We start from the raw sequence: 17,654 nt of genomic DNA on the forward strand, positions 1-17,654 counted from the left end.
ACCCTGCGGTAAACCGCACAAAACTTTAAAACTGACATTTTTTTCGCGTATAGTGCCACAGTCATCTCGAGGAGCATTTATGAAATATCTACATACGATGGTACGAGTCCAGGACTTAACAAAATCACTCCACTTCTACTGCGACTTATTGGGCCTAAAAGAAGTAAAGCGCTACGATAGTGAAACGGGTCGATTCACTTTGGTGTATTTGGCTGCACCTGAACAGCTGGCTGAAGCAACAGACTCATTTGCTCCAACCATTGAACTGACCTACAACTGGGATCCAGAAACTTATACTGGTGGTAGAAACTTTGGTCACCTTGCATTCGCCGTTGATGATATATACGCACTATGCCAAAAGTTTTCGGACGCCGGAGTAACCATCAACCGACCGCCAAGATGCGGGCATATGGCATTTTTAAAATCGCCAGATGGAATTTCAATTGAGTTACTGCAAAAAGGCGAAGCGCTGGCGCCTGCTGAGCCTTGGAAATCGATGGAGAATAGCGGAACTTGGTAAAGTGTATCGGGTAAAAAAGCGGGGAACCCCCGCTTTGACTACAAGAAAATAACAGATGAAAATCTAATTACGCGATTACTGGCAACTTCCCTCGTTGTAGGACACTTTGATTGCTGCCCCCGATGGTGCGCCTGTCACTTTTAGGTAACCCCAAAAGTTGGTTTGGCTGCCAAGTTCAATACATTCACCATTACCTTGGTTGAAAGAACTCGCATCAACATTATTGCCATTTGGCCAACCTTGATTGCTGTACTCAAGCCCTAAGTCACCACTGCCGTGTGCAGTTTCGATCACGACACTTTGTTGACCACTCATGTTTTCAAGGCTAAACCACATTGGCTCTTGGCTAGCCATGCACACGGTCTGTCCAGCGGTCAACCTCCCACTGCTTACTGGAGCTTGAGTTTGACATGCATCGGCGATAGTGGACGGAATCTGATAACTGGCTTTAAGAGAAACGCCAGCGTATGCATTATAACCTCTGACCATCACATAGTAGGTAGTTGCTTGTGGCTGAGCTTCGATACATGACTCATCATTCCCGTTTTTATAAGGGCGACAGTCATACTCGTCTTTATTCGGCGCTTGTCCTGCTCGCACATAGAGATCCGCATCACCGCTACCACCACTGAGTGTGATCGCTAACTGCTTAGCACCTGAAGGCACGGTAATGGTATAGAACTGCTCTTCATTTTGCTCACCCTCGATAGCAATTGCGACACCGTTTTCTAGCTCATTTGAGCTGTTACCTTCGACTAATGCTTGAGTCGTCACTTGATGACTAAGACCTCTGCTGTCAGTTACGGTAAGCGTTACCGTGTATTCACCTGCTGAAGCGTATTGGTATTGCGGGCTGGCCTCTGAACTTTGGCTCCCATCGCCAAAGTTCCAACGATAGCTAATCGCATCACCATCAGGATCGCCGCTACCTGCACTACTAAACTGGATTGGACTAATAATATCACCGTTATATGGACCATTAATAACTGCGATTGGCGCATTGTTTACACCGCCCGCTAAGTCTTGAGTCCATTGCGTAAACTCTGAATCGTATTCAGCTGCCCACTTATCCATGCGACTTTGATATGCGTTCCAGTTCCCTACCCGCGTTTCAGCAAGCATTGCTTTGACTTCATCAAAGTGGCGCTCGAACATGAAACGAACAGCTAGGTAACCCCAACGATAGATCCTATCTTGATCAAACCCGTCATATGTCGTAGCGAAGATGTCCGTAAGACGGTATGTTGAGCCATCTTTTATGGTATCGATTGCATCTTGATTATCATTTAGGTTGGCGATGTATTCAGCGACGCCCTCCGACCACCACACGATGGCTTTGGTTGGCGCATTAAAATCACCATATAAATCAAAACGACCATCAAGATAGTGAACATATTCATGCTCTAAATTCCAAATATAATGATCCGCCTTGGCATAATCAGCTTCGTACGCCACAAAGTTAGCTACGTTTCCAACTCGACTTGGGTCCCCTTCCAAATACATACCACCATTATTAGTATCTATTTTAAAAATCGCTTTGGCGTATTTTTTATAATCAGCGCTACTATTGAAAATATTTACCTGCAAGAAGCTGTTATTGTCATCACCAACTGGCTGACGACCTGTTTCTAACATTGAATGGAATCGAGTTTCTTCTGCAGCCATAGTGTCGCACGCTGAGCTCAGTTGCAAAGCCGTCAGTTCCTGTGCCCTTACTTTAATTGTATCGCTACAGCTGTGTCGTTGACCTAACACCTTGCTTTCTAGGTCATTCTCAAAGCCACAAATACCAAACACCGAGCAATCCGCGTAGTAAGACGCGACGTCTGCAGCTGCTAACCAAATTGCATCACCATAACCATAAGACTCGTATCGCTCAAAGAGTGCTTTTAACGCTTTATCGACTTCTGGTTGAATAGGCGTGCCTGTATAGGTTTTTAATCGTGCAAGTTCACTCGCCGCATTAACAATAAGGTATTCTGAGTCCGAGCCAATCATCCAAGACTTCGTAGTAAAGTCTTCTAATAAGGTAACCAGCTGTTGATCGTTTTCAATCAACTTCACAAACTCATTATTCCATTGTCCTCTGAACAGAATCGTGAAAATACCGTTTACTGCCCTACGCATATTCCAATTTTGTGCGTAATCTGGGTTCCATTTTTGTAGCCAGGTTTTCACGATAGGCAAATAAGCATGCTGTAATTCAGACGAGTCCATTGTGGTGATCACTTCACCCAGTAACTTACCGTGCGCATCGTTGTTGTCATAAAAGTGCTCATTTCCAGTAAATGCATCAATCGCCAGCTTAACTTCACTCTGAATGTTATCGCTAAATGACACATTGTCATTGTAAAACTCGACATAAAAACCAGCTCTAATAAATAAGAATAGCGCTTGTAAGTCAGCATCTCCGCCACCGACGTATTGCTGGGCGCGACTTTGTGCGGCTTCCGCGGCAGCCAACATTTTGCTATTGGTGAATACTTGTTGCTGAATACCACTGGCAGCATTAAATAAATCGTTTATACAATCGCCTCCTTGTGTGGTAATTGCATTAACAATTTGCGAACTAGATGCCGCAGCTAACGCGTTTAGATCACAGTTAGTTGCAACAATTTCATTACTAAACGCTGAAAGTACTTTATTACTTGATAAAATACTGCGTATAGCATGAGATTGATCAACAACGCGTACCGCAATTGGTGCGCGACTATCTCGGGCATGCGCTTCATGTCCGTGGCTAATGTCCTCAACAGCATGTGTCGCGACTTGCTGAGGCTCAAAGTATCGAGTGGTTTGCTCGGTATTGGCAAATGATGTTCCACTGGCTAATGCCACTGCCAAAGTTATTGCTTTTATCTTCATGTTGCACCTTTAATGTTGTGTATCCAACCCCAATCGGGATTTATACTTTTAACATCGCAGCTACATTGTATACAATATATTTTATATAACTTTATGGAATAATTGCCCTATAAAATAGGAATATTGCCATTGAAAAGGTGGTTTTAAAGATCAAAAATAAGCAAATGAGGCGTTACGCTTGGTAATTATTTAGCCTGAGCATTTCTGTAACGTATTAATTTCGAGGGTAATAAACTCAGCTTCACCATTGTAAGACAAAGCTGAACAATTGCATGAACGTATGTCGTAAACGGTAGTTAGGCTTTTTTGACAAATTTTGCCGTGACCATCATTTCACCAATGCCATCCACTTTACAATCAAGTTGATGATCTTTTGCTTCTTTAATTCTTCTGATCAAAGCTTTGGTACCGATCTTAATCACCTGCGAGCTACCTTTGATCTTTAAGTCTTTGACTACCGTAACTCGATCACCTTCTGACAACGGCGTACCGTTGGCATCTTTCACTTCTATACTATCATTATCATCACTTTGAGTTGGATCCCATTCGTAAGAACACTCAGGACAAATCAACAGGTCTTGATCTTGATAGACAAACTCAGATTGGCATTTTGGACAAAGAGGAAAAGACATAGATACTTCTTGCATAACGTTACTTCTAATGTGTTAATGGTACCGTTACAACATCGCTTTTAAAAGCTTTGCAACCAAATGTCTTCTTGCTATGAATGATTCATATTTTTTAGCAAAAAATTCAACTTGTTGATGGAACCAAAGTAGCTTAGTTTGGTCAATTTATAGGCACAAAGTTTTTCAACAAACCTGTTACTGGAGAAAATGTGTTCCCTACTGATGTTATTCTCACATACACCCTTGCATGCATAGTGCTTGTTTTATCCCCAGGTCCAGATAACCTACTTGCTATAGGACGAGGCCTAAGTCAGGGAAAACTAGCAGCAATGATTTCTGGACTTTCATCTGGTGCAGGTATTCTATTTCACGTTATCGCAGCGACATTTGGTCTAACATTACTCATTCAAACGTCAGAGCTGGCGTTTTATTTAGTGAAGTTTATTGGTGCGAGCTATTTGGTATGGTTAGGAATAAAAGTGCTACGTAGTCGTAATTTATTCACCATTCAACAGGCTGAACCTCAGCCTCTTAGTCATATTTTTACGACTGGTTTTTTATCTGCTGCGTTGAACCCCAAACCCGGAATGTTCGTTTTAGCGTTCGTACCGCAATTTGTTAACCCTGCTCTTGGCTCAGTTACCGTACAAATGATTGGATATGGGTTGTGGTTTGCAATATTGACCGCTGTGGGTTTTGGTTTAATGGGGATATTTTCTCACCAACTAAGTAACTGGTTTAGAACTCACAAAACAGTAGTAAATGGCCTTAATATCGGTGCAGGAATGACATTTTTAGCATCAGGTGCTGCAGTGGCATTAATGAAACAAAAATGATTTAAGCCAAAACAGAACGAAAGATCGCTAATAATCAGCGATCTTCCTCAATTGGTTACTTTTCTAGGATTTCTCTCAACTCCGAAGCCAAACTATCTGCTTGAACATCCATAGAGTTCAGCTTCTCAAGCTTAATATCAGCATCTAAAAACATTTTTTCCACAGCGCTAATTTTTCGTTCATGGTGCGTTTTCTTGTTAAGAAATATGACTTCTTTTATACCAGTTTGAATAATTGACTGGGCACAGCTTGGACAAGGGAATTGGGTAGTATAAATGGTCGCCCCTGTCAGAGGTAACGTCGTACAGTTTAAGATAGCATTAACTTCAGCATGAACTATATAGCTATGTCTGGAATACAAAGGATCCGTATCATCGTCATGCCAATAACCTTCGTCGTTATCATTACAGCCTCTCGGTAAGCCGTTATAGCCTACTCCAACAATCTTCTTGTCACTAGTAACAATACATGCCCCGTTACGGGTTCTACTATCTTTGGACCTTGCAGATGCGAGTAACGCCACACCCATAAACATAGAATGCCAGCTGATCAGCGCAGCATTTTCGACTTTATTTACATTTGAAATATCACTTTGGGCCATAGTTTGTTTTTATACCAATTCGCTACAACTCGTTTTGCTTTCAGAGTGTTGGCACCTTAATGAAAGCAGTTCATTCGGCAATTATACGCATCAACACCTTGTAACGCTACGAATAAGCGAGGTAGGGTAACTAAGCTAGGTAACTCATTGTATAAATTGTATCGGTGAAGAGTGACGGATGGTGCTGCGCTTATGCCGGCCTACTTGGTTTGGTGTCGACAGTATTTTGGTAGGTTGGAAAAGCAAAGCGCCTTCCAACATGGTCAGGTTTGGTAAAGTGATCCAATGTACAAAAACTCTATAGCTAATTGTGCGAAAACTGCGGGAATATGTGGGAGAGTTCGGGATAGAGTGAGAGCCTATTTTAAAATGAGTTTGATATTGTGAAAATCAGCGGCGCTCAAAAATTTGCGCCGCTTTTTTGTTTTATCGCTTTTTCTTACACCACGCTACGAACAGCACAATAAAAAGTATTGATACCGAACCAATGACAAATAGCATGATAGCCTCTTCGATTGAAGGTATTCCCATTTTTCTCTCCATGTTTAATTAATTGACGGGACTGAAGTCGCTTTCTCAGCAGTTCCATTTCTGTACTGGCTCTGTGTAACTTTAGCCGTTTCAATCAGCAACTGCAAAGCACCATCAACTTCATCTAGGGTTTTGCAGCCATGAGCATTTAGATAACTAGCTATATGTTGTAGTGCTACATTATTACTCTTCATTTTCTTCCTCACTCATTAGCTCCCAAATCACTCTATATAGAGGTGGTGCTTCGGGTTCCATTGGCGGAATTGACGGGCCACCATTTCGGCCTATTCGTGCTGCTTGCTGTGGTTCTTTCAATTGATCTTCTACATATAGCCTTCTTCCAAACTCAAAACCAATTAGTAAAGTAGTAAAAAGTGCCAGCAGTAAGAGCCATTTGTTTAATGTGATTTCATCTTTATCTCTTTGCATTATTTTGACCCTCGAATTCCAGGCTCTTCGATACTGGCAAAAAGATCACCTTGAATGTCTCCATACAAGATCAGGTTTTTAGTTCTGATCACCGTATAAACCCATTGAACCGAGCAGCCAAATTTTTTGGCCAGTTCTCGATGATTATTGCCTCTAAACTCCGCCCATATCTGATTGCTCTTGAGCATTGCATCTAACTTACGGCCTTTACATACATAAACATATTCACCACCAAATGTTGTACGCACGGTATCTACTACATCTAGTCCGAGTTTAGCTGCTTCGTCTTCGCCGAGTGCCTTTTTAGTTCCTTCGGCTACTAGCTCTAAAATGGTAAATAGCATACCTTCAGCACGTTCAGACGCTTTGCCCAATTCAACATGATCTAAATTAGACACTATGCACCTCGCTATATTTACCTAACATCTGGCCTGTGAAGTTCAAAGCCGCCTCTAGCTGTTCAACATTACAACGTTGAAACTTGCCGCTATAGTCAAACACATATCGCTGGGCTGCCACTTGCTCTTCCTTATATAAAGGAAGAACTTTTAAATCAGGCGCTAGCTCATCCATATCTTTTGCCATTGCCCTTACATACCAGCTTTTGAGTTGTTCAATTAGCGCATTCAGCATTTTTGGCTGTAACCATTCCAAACGCTCAATGGCCACACTTTTGTTCAAACGCTTTGCCTGATTTTTTGACCAATTCAGTAACGCTTGATCTGACCCTTCCTTTATATAGCCGCGATACTTCATAGCAATCCAAAGTTGGCGCAGTTTATCGAGCTGGGTTTTATCGTCTTTATAGCGGGTAATTGGCGAGTTTTTGCGACTGTGCTTTTTGGTAACAACCTCAAAGCCGTTTTCTTTCATATATTCCAAGACACTTTTAAGTTCTGTAACGTTCATATCCTTACAACTTTCTTTGCCAGTCATTTTTTGCAGCACTGAGCGGTATAGGTCATCATCCCACCCCAGTTGCCCTTGGCCTATATGTATCAATTGAATGTAACGTGATTTACTAATTTTCAACGTGACCACCTATAAAGACTTGCTAACTAAAGGAATATGAACCCAGCTACCTAAGGCATTTCGCTCGTAAAAGCGCACGTAGGTTTTGGTGCTGGACAAGATGATTGCATCATCAAGCGCTTGCATCGCATTGGCCCAATCTTCGCTATCGCTAGCTAGGCGGTATTTACGTAACGCCATGATCCGCGCTTTGTTGTAATTACCATCGCTGTTTGTGCTAAACGCATCTTGTACAATTTGGCGCAGTAATTTGTCTTCGCCTAGTGTTTCCAGCTTTTCATTGATCACTTTATCAATGAGTTCTTTTGCCACATTTATCTCAGGGCCAAACGTGATTTGATCAGCAACGCCAACCTCTACTTTGCGCTTAGCATCATAGCTAGTTAGCGTAACATTGCCTTTATTACCGCCTATCTCAACGTTATAGCTTGCGAACAAATCAGCTATAAATGAGTTCACACTCTTAAACACCTTGCGCTTAAATTCGTCATGCAGCTCTGAAAGTGCTTTGGCTTCATCCACAAACCCGTTAACCAGATCATGTTTTTGAATGTCGTGGGCTGCAATTTTGTCTAGTGGTACTTGATAGCCGCGCGGGTTTGCTAAAAATGTGCGTAATGTATTGTCTTGTGTATTCATGATGATCCCTTACTACCGTGGTTGAATAGATTGAAATTTGTGAAAACGTTGGCCTTGGCATTTGGGGCAAACGCTCACACCTTCACCAACCCAACCGCAATGCGTGGTTAAACATCGAACACCCGTAGGCTCAATTGTTTCTATCAGCTCACGCTTACCAAAAACGTTGTCCCAAGCCTTAACAGGTGCATTTACCGCACTGGCTAAAAGGTGCTGTATCGCACCGTCATCAGCTAAAAGTGCCTTTGACTGCTCTTGTGAAACGGTGACTGTTTTAGTCACTTGAACCAACGCCATACCCGTTAATTGAATTTCTACCTGTTGACTCATGGCTACACCTTTAAAACTAATGATTCTGTGATTTGCTGCTCACCGATCTGAGCGGCAGCATTCATGGCTTTAGCAAGCCAAGTGTTCACGTTAAGAGGGTAAGAGCGGTCTAGCTCTGCATCATCTAATGCAATGCCATGGCGAATGCGGCCCATACATTTACCGCGAATAGCGCAAAGGGCGTCTTCAGTAAAGATCTTGTCAGCATCCACTCCAACACGAGACAACTTATGACGAATATACTGAGGAACATATATACCCAACGGTTGCATCCTTATTTGGTTACAACGCCAGCTAAACTCACGCACATGCTGACCGCTTAGCTTTTTGGCTAGCTCTGATTGGCCGATCAGCACAATACCCATCACGCGCCTAAATCCGTGTGTTAATTCCCAAATACGCTTCAGCAGCTTGATAACATCAGCGCTGAGATCGTGCGCCTCGTCAATTACCATTAGGTGCAAATGGCCGTTGTTGGCGCTTTCAATCAACGCTTCTTCTATTGCTGCATCACGCTCTTCAGCGCTTGGTTTATGTTTGATTTGTAGTGCTCTACAAATAGCGGTAGAGATAGACTCTGCGGTTATCTTGCGGCGGTCTAATCGTGCAGGTTGGATCAAAATTACATCAGGATGATCTTGTTGCACTTGGTGAATAAAGGTGCGGCGAATAATGGTTTTACCGCTCCCACATTCACCATAGAGAGCAATCATGCTGCCAGCGTTCGCGGCTGTTAGCATGTCTTCTAAAATAATTCGGTGGGCATCAACCAAAAATAGGTCGTCCTCGCTCGTTATCTCGTTTTCAAACGGGTCTCGACGTAGTTTAAAAAACTTCTTTGCGTTGGCTGTTAGCATTTCAGGCTCCGGATCTTCATATTCAACTTCAGGCTGTGCATTCTTGTTTGGCTCATACCATGCAAACAAATCAGTTAGTTGCTCACTGGTTGCACCTAGTTCTTTTAAATGGTCTGCAATGGCAGATTTAATCGCTTTGCTATCACAGGTTTTTGGCCATTCTGCTTGTGTTGCTACACGGCTTAAACTAGCTTTGCTAAAGGTCAGCCCTTTAGCAGCTAATGCTTTTACTACTTGGGCTTGCTTAACTCCCAGTACTTCAAACACATGGCTAAGCTTTGTTATTTTCAATCTGTTATCTCGCAATTTTCAGCACTGGAGTCTCCACTATTCCTAAGTGCAATTCTTCAACAACCGCTGACACTTCCGTTTCAGCAACGCTTTGGCCATTCAGCCAATCAATCTCGTTGGGACGCAGCGGTCTACCCAAACGCTGCGCTACAACCATGCGCAAATCGAGCGAATCCAACACCTTGCCTTTGCGTTTGGGCGCTTCACTGATTTGCTTCGCTATGGGGTTGTCTGGTTGAATGGTTTCACCCTTAGGAGTAATCCGCGTTTCGTGCTCAACGTCTTTAAGGTGCGAGTGTGTAACGAGTTTGCCACCGAATGGCGCTGCTTTAGCTTTCTTGGCTTTCTCGATCTCTTCATCGCTCATGTTAGGGTATGCCAGCCTGTCAGCCGCTTTTATTGCCAACTGTGTTGCATTGTCTACGTGGTTTGCATAGCGTTCACCAATCACTGGTGCATCAATGCGGAATCCGGCAACATCAAACTCAAGCGGCTTAACTTGGTGATACACCACATCGCCCAAAGGGGTTTTTACACCCACCATTAGATCAGGCGACTCACCCACAATCACAGGGCTAACCTCTACCGTCATCCCATTTAGAATGTGCTCAAGCTCCGAAACGTCATACACCAATTGAGAGTGGGTAACTGGGTGGCGATATGTCACCGTTAAGTCGCCTTTTACCTTGCGGGTTTCGCCCTCCTTAGTAAGCAGCAGTCTGCAAATTTGTTCGTCGGGCAATTGCCGCAAGCGGTGTCTAAACTCTGGCTGGTAAATCATTAGCCAAACATCCAAACGCGGCATTTTATGGCGGGTATGTTTACAGTTTTGATCTTTGATTTTGTTGGCATTATAGGCTTCCTGCCATGCCCACGCGGCTGCATTTAGCTCGTCAACACTGTTAACTGGCTCCATCAACAAACGGCTTTCAAACTGGGTTTCAACTAAGTCGTTGCCGTTTTCGACTGAACCTTTCGCACGTGGGCTACCTGCTTTATGCTCTTCACATTTAACCTGCAAACTCTTAAGCACGTTCTTAATGGCTTTTGAACTGTTGGCTGAACCTTTATCCCATACCAACATTTCAGGCACACCCATTAATGGTGAACCATCATGCTGTGACCAACACCACATTAAAAAATCGAACAGGTTTGCCGTAGTTTCGCCAGCCGCTTGGTAATACTTAACACGTACAGCACCACTAAAATGATCTGTTAACACGTAGCGCCACACTCGTAGGCTTTTTATGTTGTCTAAGTTGTCTGGCTTGTTAGCATAAAAGTGGCTTTCATCCATGTAGGACTGACACACCCCCTTAACTTGTCGGTTCTTGCGCTCTGGTGGGTAGTAAAGCAAGCAATAACTCGGGTCTACTTGGTGTACATGGTTTGGCCCTAAGCTTCTTAACTGCTTATGTGGAGTCGCCTTGTCTAACATTTGAATGCTGGCATGGTAGCGAGCTAGTACACGGCTGATCTGGCTTGTACTCACACTATCATAGCCATTGGCTGCCAAAATCGACTTCGCTACAGGCACATGCATAGTGCGCTTACCATTCGCTCTAACAGATTGATTAAGCAACGCCACCATGACTTCAATTGCTTCACCACTCATGCTGGTTGTGCCTGCATCACTGCGTTTAGCCTTGCCGCTTTGCCATCCTAGCTTTTTGAGTTTGCGATATAGCGCGTCTTTGCTTAAGCCCAAGGTTTCACAAGCCTTTTCGCGGATTGTGCCTTTTTGGCCGTGGCCTGCGTTATCTAGCTGTTCTGCCCAATACTCTAGAGATAATGCGTTCATTCGATCACCTCCGTGGCCTCGTAACCCATTTCAGCTAACCACTCACCACTGGGGCGCGCGTCATCCAGATCACCATAGATGCGGTGTATTTCGTTCCACACATGCGCGAGTTGAGTTAGTAAAATTTTGCTGTCAGCGTAAAACGCGGATTTAGCAGCATCATAGGTTTTATCGTCAATTTTTACTGTCTCAAGCTGTTCGCTGAGCACGAGCATTTGATTTAATCCCTCACGCACTTGGTTTTGGGTTTTAGCCAACGCTTCAAAAAAGCTTTTGGCTTCGCCTTTCCAACGCTCAGCTGAGAACTTTTTGCTTTCTAAGTCAGTTTTTAGCTTGATGATCTCTTCTTCTTTTTTCGAAGCTGAGTCACGAGAAACTTTGAGCATTCGTTCGGTTGCATCAGCTTCTTGTTTTAGCTTATCGGTCTCTTTTGCATGCTTGGCTTTCAACTCGTCTATTAATTCCTTTACCGCTTCTTTGTCACCTGTTTCAACGGCTTCAGACTCAATTACTAGCTGCTGCTCTTCTTCGGGTAACTGACGAAGTGCTCTTAAATCACGGTAACCTAATTGCATACGCTGAGAGTGTTCGAAAAACTCTTCCCCAAACTGCTGTAAATTCACTAATCTATCGTCAACCGTGCGTCTAGGAATGTTTAGTTTCTTGCTACAATATTCATCCCAAGTGGCGACAGTCGCCACTTTCCCATTTTCACCTACATACGTCAGTCCTTTGTATGCTTTGGTTTCCTTGGCTTTTTGTAGCAATCGTAAACTGGCGACAGTCGCCAGTTTTTGCATGAAGTCAAATGCTTGGATTTGTCCTAACTCAACTAGTACTTGCTCTTTGGATGCGAGAAGTTCCTTTCCTTCGATCAATGCTTTTTCTACATTTGGTGTTATATCTTTTTCTGCCATAACTACCTCAAAATGCTGTAGTTGTTAGATTCCAGCTGTAAGTTTCGCAATATTGTTTTCATGTTGTGATCTACCGTATTGCTCAGCTGAACGGGTTTTTTATGTAAACGCCAACGGCGTTCGTTTGCTGGTAGCCGCTCGGCCCACCCTGCTTCCGAAAGGTTTGCCAATATCCGCGTAACTTCGGCTGGGCTGGTGCTTAACTCAGCAGCTAACTGTTTTGGCTCAACGCCGTCGATCTCATGTCCTGCCATCAATTCAATAGTGGTTAACACTCGCTGGATTTGCGCTGACACGTATTGGTTCATGCTGATACCCTCTTAATCGGCTTCCTTGGCTTGCGCACTGGGTTGTTAAAGTCGTTAACGCACGCGGGGCAAACCACATCAATATCAAACGCTTCACTGGTTACGTGACGCCACCCAATGTAATTAGCTGCCTGCAACCACATTTCTTTCGTCAGTGGCTGTTTTGCTTGTTCAACTCGTCGACAGCAGTTGCACTGAATTAGAGGACGGTTGTTGTTTATGCCAATATGACAAATATGGATTGGTTGAGTTAATAAGCTCATGCGCGTTCCCCTTGTGATCTGCTGCCTTGTGCAATTAAATTTTTAAGCTGCTCCATACTCATCAGAAGCACCGTTTTGCCAGCTTGTTTTTCGGTTGATATTTCCTCAACTCTGCGTTTTTTAGGCGCAACTTGGTCTTTGATAGTCATGCTATTTGCTCCTAAATTAGCGGTTGCTGTGGGTCGTCGAGCTTTTCAGCTTCGAGCTTGTGATAGGCAAGGTCCTGCATAAGCAAGACAATTTGGTCGGCTACGTGCTGGGCATTCCCGTTGCCTTCTTCTAGTTGCATCACCATGCCGATGACTTGATTTGCAAACTGGTTAAGATGATTAATAGTAGGCATACAGGGCTTTTTGCCTTTAGGCATATCAACAATAAGCTTGTCTAGGCTGTGCGCCATATATTGGAGCGGGTACTCTCTACCCGTTGCTGCCATGTATGGTATTAGTAAGCTTGCTGGCATATCACCATTACCTAGATGCTTATAGAGCATATCGGTGCTTACACCTGTTCTGTCTGCTATGCGCGGCACACTCATGTTACGTGTTGCCTGTGCATGTTCTTTACACAGCTGTAGTGATTCTTGGAGGCTTCTAGCAACCAGTCTACTCCACTGACGGCGCTTAGGTTTAGTAGTCATAGTTCCCCCAGTTTTGCAAGTTCCGAGATGCCGAAAGTCCATTCCAAAAAGAAAGAATTTTTGGAACTTCCAAACAAAGGATCTTACTGGCTAAAATTTGATCATCACGTAAACGGGAGATCAAACCATGCAAACCGACTTTGTTATTTACCAGTTTAATAACTTGCTTGAATGGCTGTGTATTAACGATAAACCTTGTCCTGCTCTTTACTATGCTAGCGCTAAAGAATTGCGCCAACTTATTGCTGAGCTTGGCAGCTATACGCATATTGAGCGCAGAGTGGTTGTTCATCGCATGTACCAACAACAAAACACGGCTTTGTTGGCGCTGATAGCATTGTGCTATGCAAGGGCTAATTATGTGCATTGTGAGGCTCCTGTAAGGTCTGTAACTGAATTAGTGATTAGTTGGTTACTTAGCCCTTACGAAGCCAAAAGCTGTTGCAGTTGAGCGACTCCACGTTCGCGATTTATAGCACCACGAGGTACGGAAAGGGATTGATAAGCTTGAACGTCAGGAAATATTTCACAAACGGGCTTATCGATTATTTTTGAGAGTGCATTTGCGACACGTCTAGACTGAGTATGCCCACATACGACGCCTGATACAGTAGCTAAACTAATGCTTAAAGCTTCTGCGACCATAGATAGTGAATAACCTTTGCTAGCAATAGCTTGTTTAATTTCTGAGGGTTTCATAGTACATTACCTTCTTGTGTGAACCTTTTATTGAACTTTGGCGAGTGTGAATAAAAGGTTTGGTTAAATGTTAGGCTCAGTATAGGGTTCATATTTGAACCCTGTCAACATGAAATTCCCATATATGAACCATAGACTAATTGAAGAAAGAGAACGGCTAGGGCTTCAACAAAAGCAAGTGTTTGATTCTATTAAAGTTAGTAAGTCTACCTATTACAGGTGGGAAAGTGGCACACCTATGCCATCAGATAAGCTAGCCGAATTAGTAGAGTTGGGGTTTGACGTTAATTACATTATTACGGGCAAGCGCTCTCTATCACAAAATGGTGAGATGGTTTGTTTTACTCAACAAAATTTACAACATGCGCTTTCGAGCTTTTTGTATAACACTTCTGAGCTTGGTCTTTTGGTAAAGTCGGCGGATGCAGACGTAAGCTCTTTAGTAAATATGGCGATGTACAGCATATACAAAGAAGTTGGGATCACTTACCAGCCAGAAGCCAGCGAGACAAAAAATAAAGCGTCTAAGTAATCCCTACTTGGTTTTATTAGGTAGCTCTATTAAGTTGGCTACCTTACTTTGGCTTACATGAGATTCACAGCGTGTGTTAAAAGCTTTTGCCTCATCTTTCCAATCAACCAAAGCAACATATCGTGAATACTGATCGTTCATTGTGTCGATATTATTTCTTTGTCTAAGAAGCGTATATGCTTTAGCCCCTAAATCGTTCGCTTGAATTGAGTCTTCCGGTACGTAGTCTTTAGGGCCACCACGTAACTTAAATGCTGCTATCAGCAAATTTACCGTTAGTACGATTAGCAGCACGAAATATAAAATACTAAACATTTGTGTTCCTTGGACTCAGCTTGTTTTTCCATATATAAACCAGCAATGGGATCGCAATCACTGTACTGATTGTCACGTTACCTGTGTTTATTCCTAATGTGTAAAGGCTACTTAAATGATGAGTTTCAAATAGCTCTAGTTCTAGATAACGTAGAGTTTGAAGCAGCCCTAAAATAGCGTAAGCAATCATCACACTAAGCGAAGTAAAGCCTATGCAAACTTTATGTCGTGTATGTGCAAAGTAAATCACAAATATACATAACACATCCAATGTCGCCCACGTCCCATACCAAAAGACCAAGTTGTCACGTGAGGCAGAGACTATCTCATCCAAATATGGCTCAATTCTTAAGTTTAAAAATTGAGACACTACCCAGACCGCCGAAGCAATGTAATAAGAGCGAGATCCTATTCTTAAACAGTACATTACTAATGGTGCAATGACCGAAATTAACCAAATCCATGTGTTTATCTCATGTAGCTTATTTAGGTAGTCTGGGAACATTCTTACAACTCAATATATTTATTCTTATCATCGTGTAAAGCTTCGGCATAAGCTGGCTGTGCCGCTTTAACTATTTCTCTAGTTTTAGAACCGGGATCATTCCCGCTACCATTACCACCTAAAACTAACAGTAACGTTCTCTTCTTAAGTGATATAGAGCTAACGCTCAATTTATTCTTGCGCATTAATAAAACTCCGCTGTTAAAGGAGTGATCAGCTTAACATCTTTAGAGCAAGATTCTTTTAAAGTGGATTAATAAAGATAAGTGGAAGGTCTGGCATTCCTTGCCACTAGAATTTATATAGCCAATCAACAATGTTAACGTTACTATAACATTTACAAAACGTTAAGCAAATTGTTTTGTACTCTTTTGAGAAACGCTTGATTGTACTCAGCTAAATGTAAGCAATTGAGTAAGAAGCTCATTCTTTCCCATGCTCCTACTTGCTCCTAGTTAAGCTCAAAACCCCACTTGAAATTAACCAATTAGTTACATTTCCTTGCCAAGATTAGTTAAATAAGGTTACATTAACGGAAAAAGTACGGCCTCATATTAATCACACAAGAGGTGGTGCGAGCAAGGAAGTTCGACCATTCACATCCATGCTCGCTTTGTAATAAACCCAACAAGGTGAACAATGTCCACATCACAAAATTTTAGTATTTTTTATCAAAGTAAAGAAACAGAAGAGCATATTATCGATGCAGAGAGCTTAGGACAGAGCCTTATTAGCTTTTCCAAAGCTTTAAAAATGGCAGATCGAGCAATCAATGGTCCTGATTCTGAATTGGATATAGATGTCAAAGCACATAAGCCAGGCTCTTTCGGTGTAGAGTATGAAATTACTCATTTGTTAGAAAGTGCGCGAGACGTATTACAGTACTTAGGAATTGCATCTTCTACTGGTGCAATTACTGGTGGTAGCTTAATTGCCTTACTGAAAAAAATTGAAGGTCGGAAAATAAAAGGAACTGTCAGAAAACAAGGGAAAGATTCTATAATTGAGCTTGATGATGGTGAAAAAATAGAATGCGATTCAACACTTGAAGAGCTGGCTACAAATCCTGAGTTTAGACAACATTACGAAGACGTTTTTTACAACCCGGTAAAAAATGACCCCAATGGCTCAATCAGTATCAAAAATGCAGCGTCTGAAGTTGTAGAGAAATTGGAACTTTCAACATTAGAGAGTTTCAAAAAGATCGATAGTAGGTCCGTAGACTCCAAAACCGAAGAAGTGACAAAAAATATAAGGTTTACACAAGTAAATTTTGATAGTGGATCAAAGGGTTGGCGAGCGGAACTACCAAACCATGATAGTGATGTAGCTGTAAAGATCGCTGATGAAGCCTTCTTAACTAAGGTCGATAAAAGTGAAACATCTCTCGTCAAAGGCAGTCTATTTGAAGTAAAATTAGAAATTAAAACCTTTTTCAAAGTAAACCAATCACCCACATATAGATACACTATACTCGAAGTGATAAGGCATCGAACAAGTAAAGAAAATAAACTGATATGACTGACGAGCAAGTACTGTTAATCGCTGAAATCATGATTTGGGTAGGGGTTGTTTTCTCTACCCCCTTTTTGTATGCAGTTTCTTATCAGTTCATTCGCTTTCTTCGGTTAACATACAAAACTCATCATCAGATTTCTCTAATTGACGAAAAAGGAAATGAGTTAGTTCTAACCATGAAAAAAGGGAAAAAAAAGCAAAGCATCGTTAAAATTCTGAAGGAAAGCTTGAATGACGCCAAGCAAAGCAGCCTTTAGCACCGGAGCTATTTCCACAACTCTGATCGGTTTACTAAAACTTCTTGAAACGTCTCAAATAATTGATGCTCTTACAGGGGAAGTTCTGATTTTAGTATTACCCTTAGCAGTGAGCTTGTTTGTTTGGACAGTCAATCGTGCACTTCTTAGAGTTGAGCCTTACACTGACGAGCAATTAAAAGAGCGCTCCCGTTGCCGAAACACGATAAAAGAACTTAAAAAAGAGTTAGAAGATAACCCTCCTAGTAACGTGAAACAAACAATAGAGAGTCAGCTTAATAAGCAGTATGAAAAGCTTTCTTCGATTTCACTAAAGCAAGCAAAGTAATTTATTAACCC

Annotated in this window: 26 protein-coding genes; 7 read left to right on the forward strand and 19 right to left on the reverse strand. The window is 42.3% G+C overall.

Translation table 11 applies throughout. The features are described from left to right. Positions 1 to 79 precede the first annotated feature (79 nt). Positions 80 to 520, forward strand: a complete 441-nt coding sequence (locus ACSLBF_RS10320; RefSeq protein WP_440053334.1) for a VOC family protein — start codon at positions 80 to 82, stop codon at positions 518 to 520. A gap of 75 nt (positions 521 to 595) precedes the next feature. Here the strand turns inward: ACSLBF_RS10320 and ACSLBF_RS10325 are convergent, their stop codons facing one another. Further along, positions 596 to 3,385: a collagenase gene (locus ACSLBF_RS10325; protein WP_440053335.1), complete on the reverse strand. Its 2,790-nt coding sequence runs from the start codon at positions 3,383 to 3,385 to the stop codon at positions 596 to 598. Positions 3,386 to 3,681: 296 nt separating this feature from the next. Beyond that, positions 3,682 to 4,017, reverse strand: a complete 336-nt coding sequence (locus tag ACSLBF_RS10330; protein WP_440056217.1) for a zinc ribbon domain-containing protein YjdM — start codon at positions 4,015 to 4,017, stop codon at positions 3,682 to 3,684. 206 nt (positions 4,018 to 4,223) lie between these two features. Here ACSLBF_RS10330 and ACSLBF_RS10335 point away from each other — a divergent pair, with 206 nt between their 5' ends. Next, positions 4,224 to 4,850 (forward strand): LysE family translocator, encoded by a 627-nt coding sequence (locus ACSLBF_RS10335; RefSeq protein WP_440053336.1) that lies wholly within the window; start codon positions 4,224 to 4,226, stop codon positions 4,848 to 4,850. Positions 4,851 to 4,905: 55 nt separating this feature from the next. On the opposite strand, the gene ACSLBF_RS10340 is transcribed toward ACSLBF_RS10335, so the two are convergent. From ACSLBF_RS10340 to ACSLBF_RS10405, 14 genes are all read right to left on the reverse strand, one after another. After that, positions 4,906 to 5,451: a deoxycytidylate deaminase gene (locus tag ACSLBF_RS10340; protein ID WP_440053337.1), complete on the reverse strand. Its 546-nt coding sequence runs from the start codon at positions 5,449 to 5,451 to the stop codon at positions 4,906 to 4,908. Positions 5,452 to 5,996: 545 nt separating this feature from the next. Further along, positions 5,997 to 6,176 (reverse strand): hypothetical protein, encoded by a 180-nt coding sequence (locus tag ACSLBF_RS10345; RefSeq protein ID WP_099644192.1) that lies wholly within the window; start codon positions 6,174 to 6,176, stop codon positions 5,997 to 5,999. Continuing rightward, positions 6,166 to 6,411 (reverse strand): hypothetical protein, encoded by a 246-nt coding sequence (locus tag ACSLBF_RS10350; RefSeq protein ID WP_440053338.1) that lies wholly within the window; start codon positions 6,409 to 6,411, stop codon positions 6,166 to 6,168. Before ACSLBF_RS10350 ends, ACSLBF_RS10345 begins: the two co-directional genes overlap by 11 nt. Continuing rightward, positions 6,411 to 6,809 carry a Mor transcription activator family protein gene (locus tag ACSLBF_RS10355; RefSeq protein ID WP_010604432.1) on the reverse strand — a complete coding sequence of 133 codons (399 nt, stop codon included), beginning with the start codon at positions 6,807 to 6,809 and terminating at the stop codon, positions 6,411 to 6,413. The genes ACSLBF_RS10350 and ACSLBF_RS10355 overlap by 1 nt, the downstream gene beginning before the upstream one ends. Further along, the gene (locus ACSLBF_RS10360) at positions 6,802 to 7,443 is read right to left on the reverse strand and encodes a gp16 family protein (RefSeq protein ID WP_440053339.1); all 642 of its coding nucleotides are present in this window, start codon (positions 7,441 to 7,443) and stop codon (positions 6,802 to 6,804) included. Before ACSLBF_RS10360 ends, ACSLBF_RS10355 begins: the two co-directional genes overlap by 8 nt. 9 nt (positions 7,444 to 7,452) lie before the next feature. After that, on the reverse strand, positions 7,453 to 8,082 hold the full coding sequence (locus ACSLBF_RS10365; RefSeq protein WP_440053340.1) for a DUF3164 family protein: 630 nt from the start codon (positions 8,080 to 8,082) through the stop codon (positions 7,453 to 7,455). Positions 8,083 to 8,094: 12 nt separating this feature from the next. After that, positions 8,095 to 8,412: a hypothetical protein gene (locus ACSLBF_RS10370; RefSeq protein WP_440053341.1), complete on the reverse strand. Its 318-nt coding sequence runs from the start codon at positions 8,410 to 8,412 to the stop codon at positions 8,095 to 8,097. A 2-nt stretch (positions 8,413 to 8,414) separates the two neighbouring features. Further along, positions 8,415 to 9,560, reverse strand: coding sequence for an ExeA family protein (locus ACSLBF_RS10375; protein ID WP_440053342.1), 1,146 nt, complete (start codon positions 9,558 to 9,560; stop codon positions 8,415 to 8,417). Between the two features lie 4 nt (positions 9,561 to 9,564). Continuing rightward, complete coding sequence (locus ACSLBF_RS10380; RefSeq protein ID WP_440053343.1) at positions 9,565 to 11,361, reverse strand: hypothetical protein; 1,797 nt, start codon at positions 11,359 to 11,361, stop codon at positions 9,565 to 9,567. Next, a complete protein-coding gene (locus ACSLBF_RS10385) occupies positions 11,358 to 12,278 on the reverse strand; it encodes a hypothetical protein (protein ID WP_440053344.1) in 921 nt (306 codons plus the stop codon). The genes ACSLBF_RS10380 and ACSLBF_RS10385 overlap by 4 nt, the downstream gene beginning before the upstream one ends. Before the next feature lie 2 nt (positions 12,279 to 12,280). Continuing rightward, positions 12,281 to 12,586 (reverse strand): MarR family transcriptional regulator, encoded by a 306-nt coding sequence (locus tag ACSLBF_RS10390; protein ID WP_440053345.1) that lies wholly within the window; start codon positions 12,584 to 12,586, stop codon positions 12,281 to 12,283. Further along, the gene (locus ACSLBF_RS10395) at positions 12,583 to 12,849 is read right to left on the reverse strand and encodes a hypothetical protein (RefSeq protein WP_440053346.1); all 267 of its coding nucleotides are present in this window, start codon (positions 12,847 to 12,849) and stop codon (positions 12,583 to 12,585) included. Before ACSLBF_RS10395 ends, ACSLBF_RS10390 begins: the two co-directional genes overlap by 4 nt. Next, positions 12,846 to 12,998 (reverse strand): hypothetical protein, encoded by a 153-nt coding sequence (locus tag ACSLBF_RS10400; RefSeq protein WP_440053347.1) that lies wholly within the window; start codon positions 12,996 to 12,998, stop codon positions 12,846 to 12,848. The genes ACSLBF_RS10395 and ACSLBF_RS10400 overlap by 4 nt, the downstream gene beginning before the upstream one ends. A gap of 11 nt (positions 12,999 to 13,009) precedes the next feature. After that, the gene (locus ACSLBF_RS10405) at positions 13,010 to 13,489 is read right to left on the reverse strand and encodes a hypothetical protein (protein WP_440053348.1); all 480 of its coding nucleotides are present in this window, start codon (positions 13,487 to 13,489) and stop codon (positions 13,010 to 13,012) included. Between the two features lie 127 nt (positions 13,490 to 13,616). Between ACSLBF_RS10405 and ACSLBF_RS10410 the strand changes: the two genes are divergently transcribed. Beyond that, on the forward strand, positions 13,617 to 13,940 hold the full coding sequence (locus ACSLBF_RS10410; protein WP_440053349.1) for a hypothetical protein: 324 nt from the start codon (positions 13,617 to 13,619) through the stop codon (positions 13,938 to 13,940). Here the strand turns inward: ACSLBF_RS10410 and ACSLBF_RS10415 are convergent. Continuing rightward, positions 13,913 to 14,188 carry a helix-turn-helix domain-containing protein gene (locus ACSLBF_RS10415; protein ID WP_440053350.1) on the reverse strand — a complete coding sequence of 92 codons (276 nt, stop codon included), beginning with the start codon at positions 14,186 to 14,188 and terminating at the stop codon, positions 13,913 to 13,915. The genes ACSLBF_RS10410 and ACSLBF_RS10415 overlap by 28 nt on opposite strands. A gap of 124 nt (positions 14,189 to 14,312) precedes the next feature. On the opposite strand from ACSLBF_RS10415, the gene ACSLBF_RS10420 reads away from it, so the two are divergent. Continuing rightward, positions 14,313 to 14,720, forward strand: a complete 408-nt coding sequence (locus tag ACSLBF_RS10420; protein WP_440053351.1) for a helix-turn-helix domain-containing protein — start codon at positions 14,313 to 14,315, stop codon at positions 14,718 to 14,720. 3 nt (positions 14,721 to 14,723) lie between these two features. Here ACSLBF_RS10420 and ACSLBF_RS10425 read toward each other — a convergent pair whose 3' ends face one another. Beyond that, a complete protein-coding gene (locus ACSLBF_RS10425) occupies positions 14,724 to 15,035 on the reverse strand; it encodes a hypothetical protein (protein ID WP_440053352.1) in 312 nt (103 codons plus the stop codon). 507 nt (positions 15,036 to 15,542) lie between these two features. Next, positions 15,543 to 15,725: a hypothetical protein gene (locus ACSLBF_RS10430; RefSeq protein ID WP_440053353.1), complete on the reverse strand. Its 183-nt coding sequence runs from the start codon at positions 15,723 to 15,725 to the stop codon at positions 15,543 to 15,545. A gap of 454 nt (positions 15,726 to 16,179) precedes the next feature. On the opposite strand from ACSLBF_RS10430, the gene ACSLBF_RS10435 reads away from it, so the two are divergent. From ACSLBF_RS10435 to ACSLBF_RS10445, 3 genes are read left to right on the forward strand one after another with little or no spacing between them, the layout of a single operon-like run. Beyond that, a complete protein-coding gene (locus ACSLBF_RS10435) occupies positions 16,180 to 17,061 on the forward strand; it encodes a hypothetical protein (protein ID WP_440053354.1) in 882 nt (293 codons plus the stop codon). Continuing rightward, on the forward strand, positions 17,058 to 17,315 hold the full coding sequence (locus ACSLBF_RS10440) for a hypothetical protein (RefSeq protein WP_440053355.1): 258 nt from the start codon (positions 17,058 to 17,060) through the stop codon (positions 17,313 to 17,315). Before ACSLBF_RS10435 ends, ACSLBF_RS10440 begins: the two co-directional genes overlap by 4 nt. After that, positions 17,290 to 17,643 carry a hypothetical protein gene (locus tag ACSLBF_RS10445; RefSeq protein WP_440053356.1) on the forward strand — a complete coding sequence of 118 codons (354 nt, stop codon included), beginning with the start codon at positions 17,290 to 17,292 and terminating at the stop codon, positions 17,641 to 17,643. Before ACSLBF_RS10440 ends, ACSLBF_RS10445 begins: the two co-directional genes overlap by 26 nt. The last annotated feature ends 11 nt before the right edge of the window (positions 17,644 to 17,654 follow it).

The organism is Pseudoalteromonas sp. T1lg65, from assembly GCF_051930985.1.
Taxonomy (GTDB): Bacteria; Pseudomonadota; Gammaproteobacteria; order Enterobacterales; family Alteromonadaceae; genus Pseudoalteromonas.

What these genes read in the sequence shown, in the direction of transcription:
- ACSLBF_RS10320 (WP_440053334.1), top strand. Translation starts at nt 80, where the DNA reads ATGAAATATCTACATACGATGGTACGAGTCCAGGACTTAACAAAATCA.
- ACSLBF_RS10325 (WP_440053335.1), bottom strand. Translation starts at nt 3,385, where the DNA reads ATGAAGATAAAAGCAATAACTTTGGCAGTGGCATTAGCCAGTGGAACA.
- ACSLBF_RS10330 (WP_440056217.1), bottom strand. Translation starts at nt 4,017, where the DNA reads ATGTCTTTTCCTCTTTGTCCAAAATGCCAATCTGAGTTTGTCTATCAA.
- ACSLBF_RS10340 (WP_440053337.1), bottom strand. Translation starts at nt 5,451, where the DNA reads ATGGCCCAAAGTGATATTTCAAATGTAAATAAAGTCGAAAATGCTGCG.
- ACSLBF_RS10345 (WP_099644192.1), bottom strand. Translation starts at nt 6,176, where the DNA reads ATGAAGAGTAATAATGTAGCACTACAACATATAGCTAGTTATCTAAAT.
- ACSLBF_RS10350 (WP_440053338.1), bottom strand. Translation starts at nt 6,411, where the DNA reads ATGCAAAGAGATAAAGATGAAATCACATTAAACAAATGGCTCTTACTG.
- ACSLBF_RS10365 (WP_440053340.1), bottom strand. Translation starts at nt 8,082, where the DNA reads ATGAATACACAAGACAATACATTACGCACATTTTTAGCAAACCCGCGC.
- ACSLBF_RS10370 (WP_440053341.1), bottom strand. Translation starts at nt 8,412, where the DNA reads ATGAGTCAACAGGTAGAAATTCAATTAACGGGTATGGCGTTGGTTCAA.
- ACSLBF_RS10380 (WP_440053343.1), bottom strand. Translation starts at nt 11,361, where the DNA reads ATGAACGCATTATCTCTAGAGTATTGGGCAGAACAGCTAGATAACGCA.
- ACSLBF_RS10385 (WP_440053344.1), bottom strand. Translation starts at nt 12,278, where the DNA reads ATGGCAGAAAAAGATATAACACCAAATGTAGAAAAAGCATTGATCGAA.
- ACSLBF_RS10390 (WP_440053345.1), bottom strand. Translation starts at nt 12,586, where the DNA reads ATGAACCAATACGTGTCAGCGCAAATCCAGCGAGTGTTAACCACTATT.
- ACSLBF_RS10395 (WP_440053346.1), bottom strand. Translation starts at nt 12,849, where the DNA reads ATGAGCTTATTAACTCAACCAATCCATATTTGTCATATTGGCATAAAC.
- ACSLBF_RS10400 (WP_440053347.1), bottom strand. Translation starts at nt 12,998, where the DNA reads ATGACTATCAAAGACCAAGTTGCGCCTAAAAAACGCAGAGTTGAGGAA.
- ACSLBF_RS10405 (WP_440053348.1), bottom strand. Translation starts at nt 13,489, where the DNA reads ATGACTACTAAACCTAAGCGCCGTCAGTGGAGTAGACTGGTTGCTAGA.
- ACSLBF_RS10410 (WP_440053349.1), top strand. Translation starts at nt 13,617, where the DNA reads ATGCAAACCGACTTTGTTATTTACCAGTTTAATAACTTGCTTGAATGG.
- ACSLBF_RS10415 (WP_440053350.1), bottom strand. Translation starts at nt 14,188, where the DNA reads ATGAAACCCTCAGAAATTAAACAAGCTATTGCTAGCAAAGGTTATTCA.
- ACSLBF_RS10420 (WP_440053351.1), top strand. Translation starts at nt 14,313, where the DNA reads ATGAACCATAGACTAATTGAAGAAAGAGAACGGCTAGGGCTTCAACAA.
- ACSLBF_RS10425 (WP_440053352.1), bottom strand. Translation starts at nt 15,035, where the DNA reads ATGTTTAGTATTTTATATTTCGTGCTGCTAATCGTACTAACGGTAAAT.
- ACSLBF_RS10430 (WP_440053353.1), bottom strand. Translation starts at nt 15,725, where the DNA reads ATGCGCAAGAATAAATTGAGCGTTAGCTCTATATCACTTAAGAAGAGA.
- ACSLBF_RS10435 (WP_440053354.1), top strand. Translation starts at nt 16,180, where the DNA reads ATGTCCACATCACAAAATTTTAGTATTTTTTATCAAAGTAAAGAAACA.
- ACSLBF_RS10440 (WP_440053355.1), top strand. Translation starts at nt 17,058, where the DNA reads ATGACTGACGAGCAAGTACTGTTAATCGCTGAAATCATGATTTGGGTA.
- ACSLBF_RS10445 (WP_440053356.1), top strand. Translation starts at nt 17,290, where the DNA reads ATGACGCCAAGCAAAGCAGCCTTTAGCACCGGAGCTATTTCCACAACT.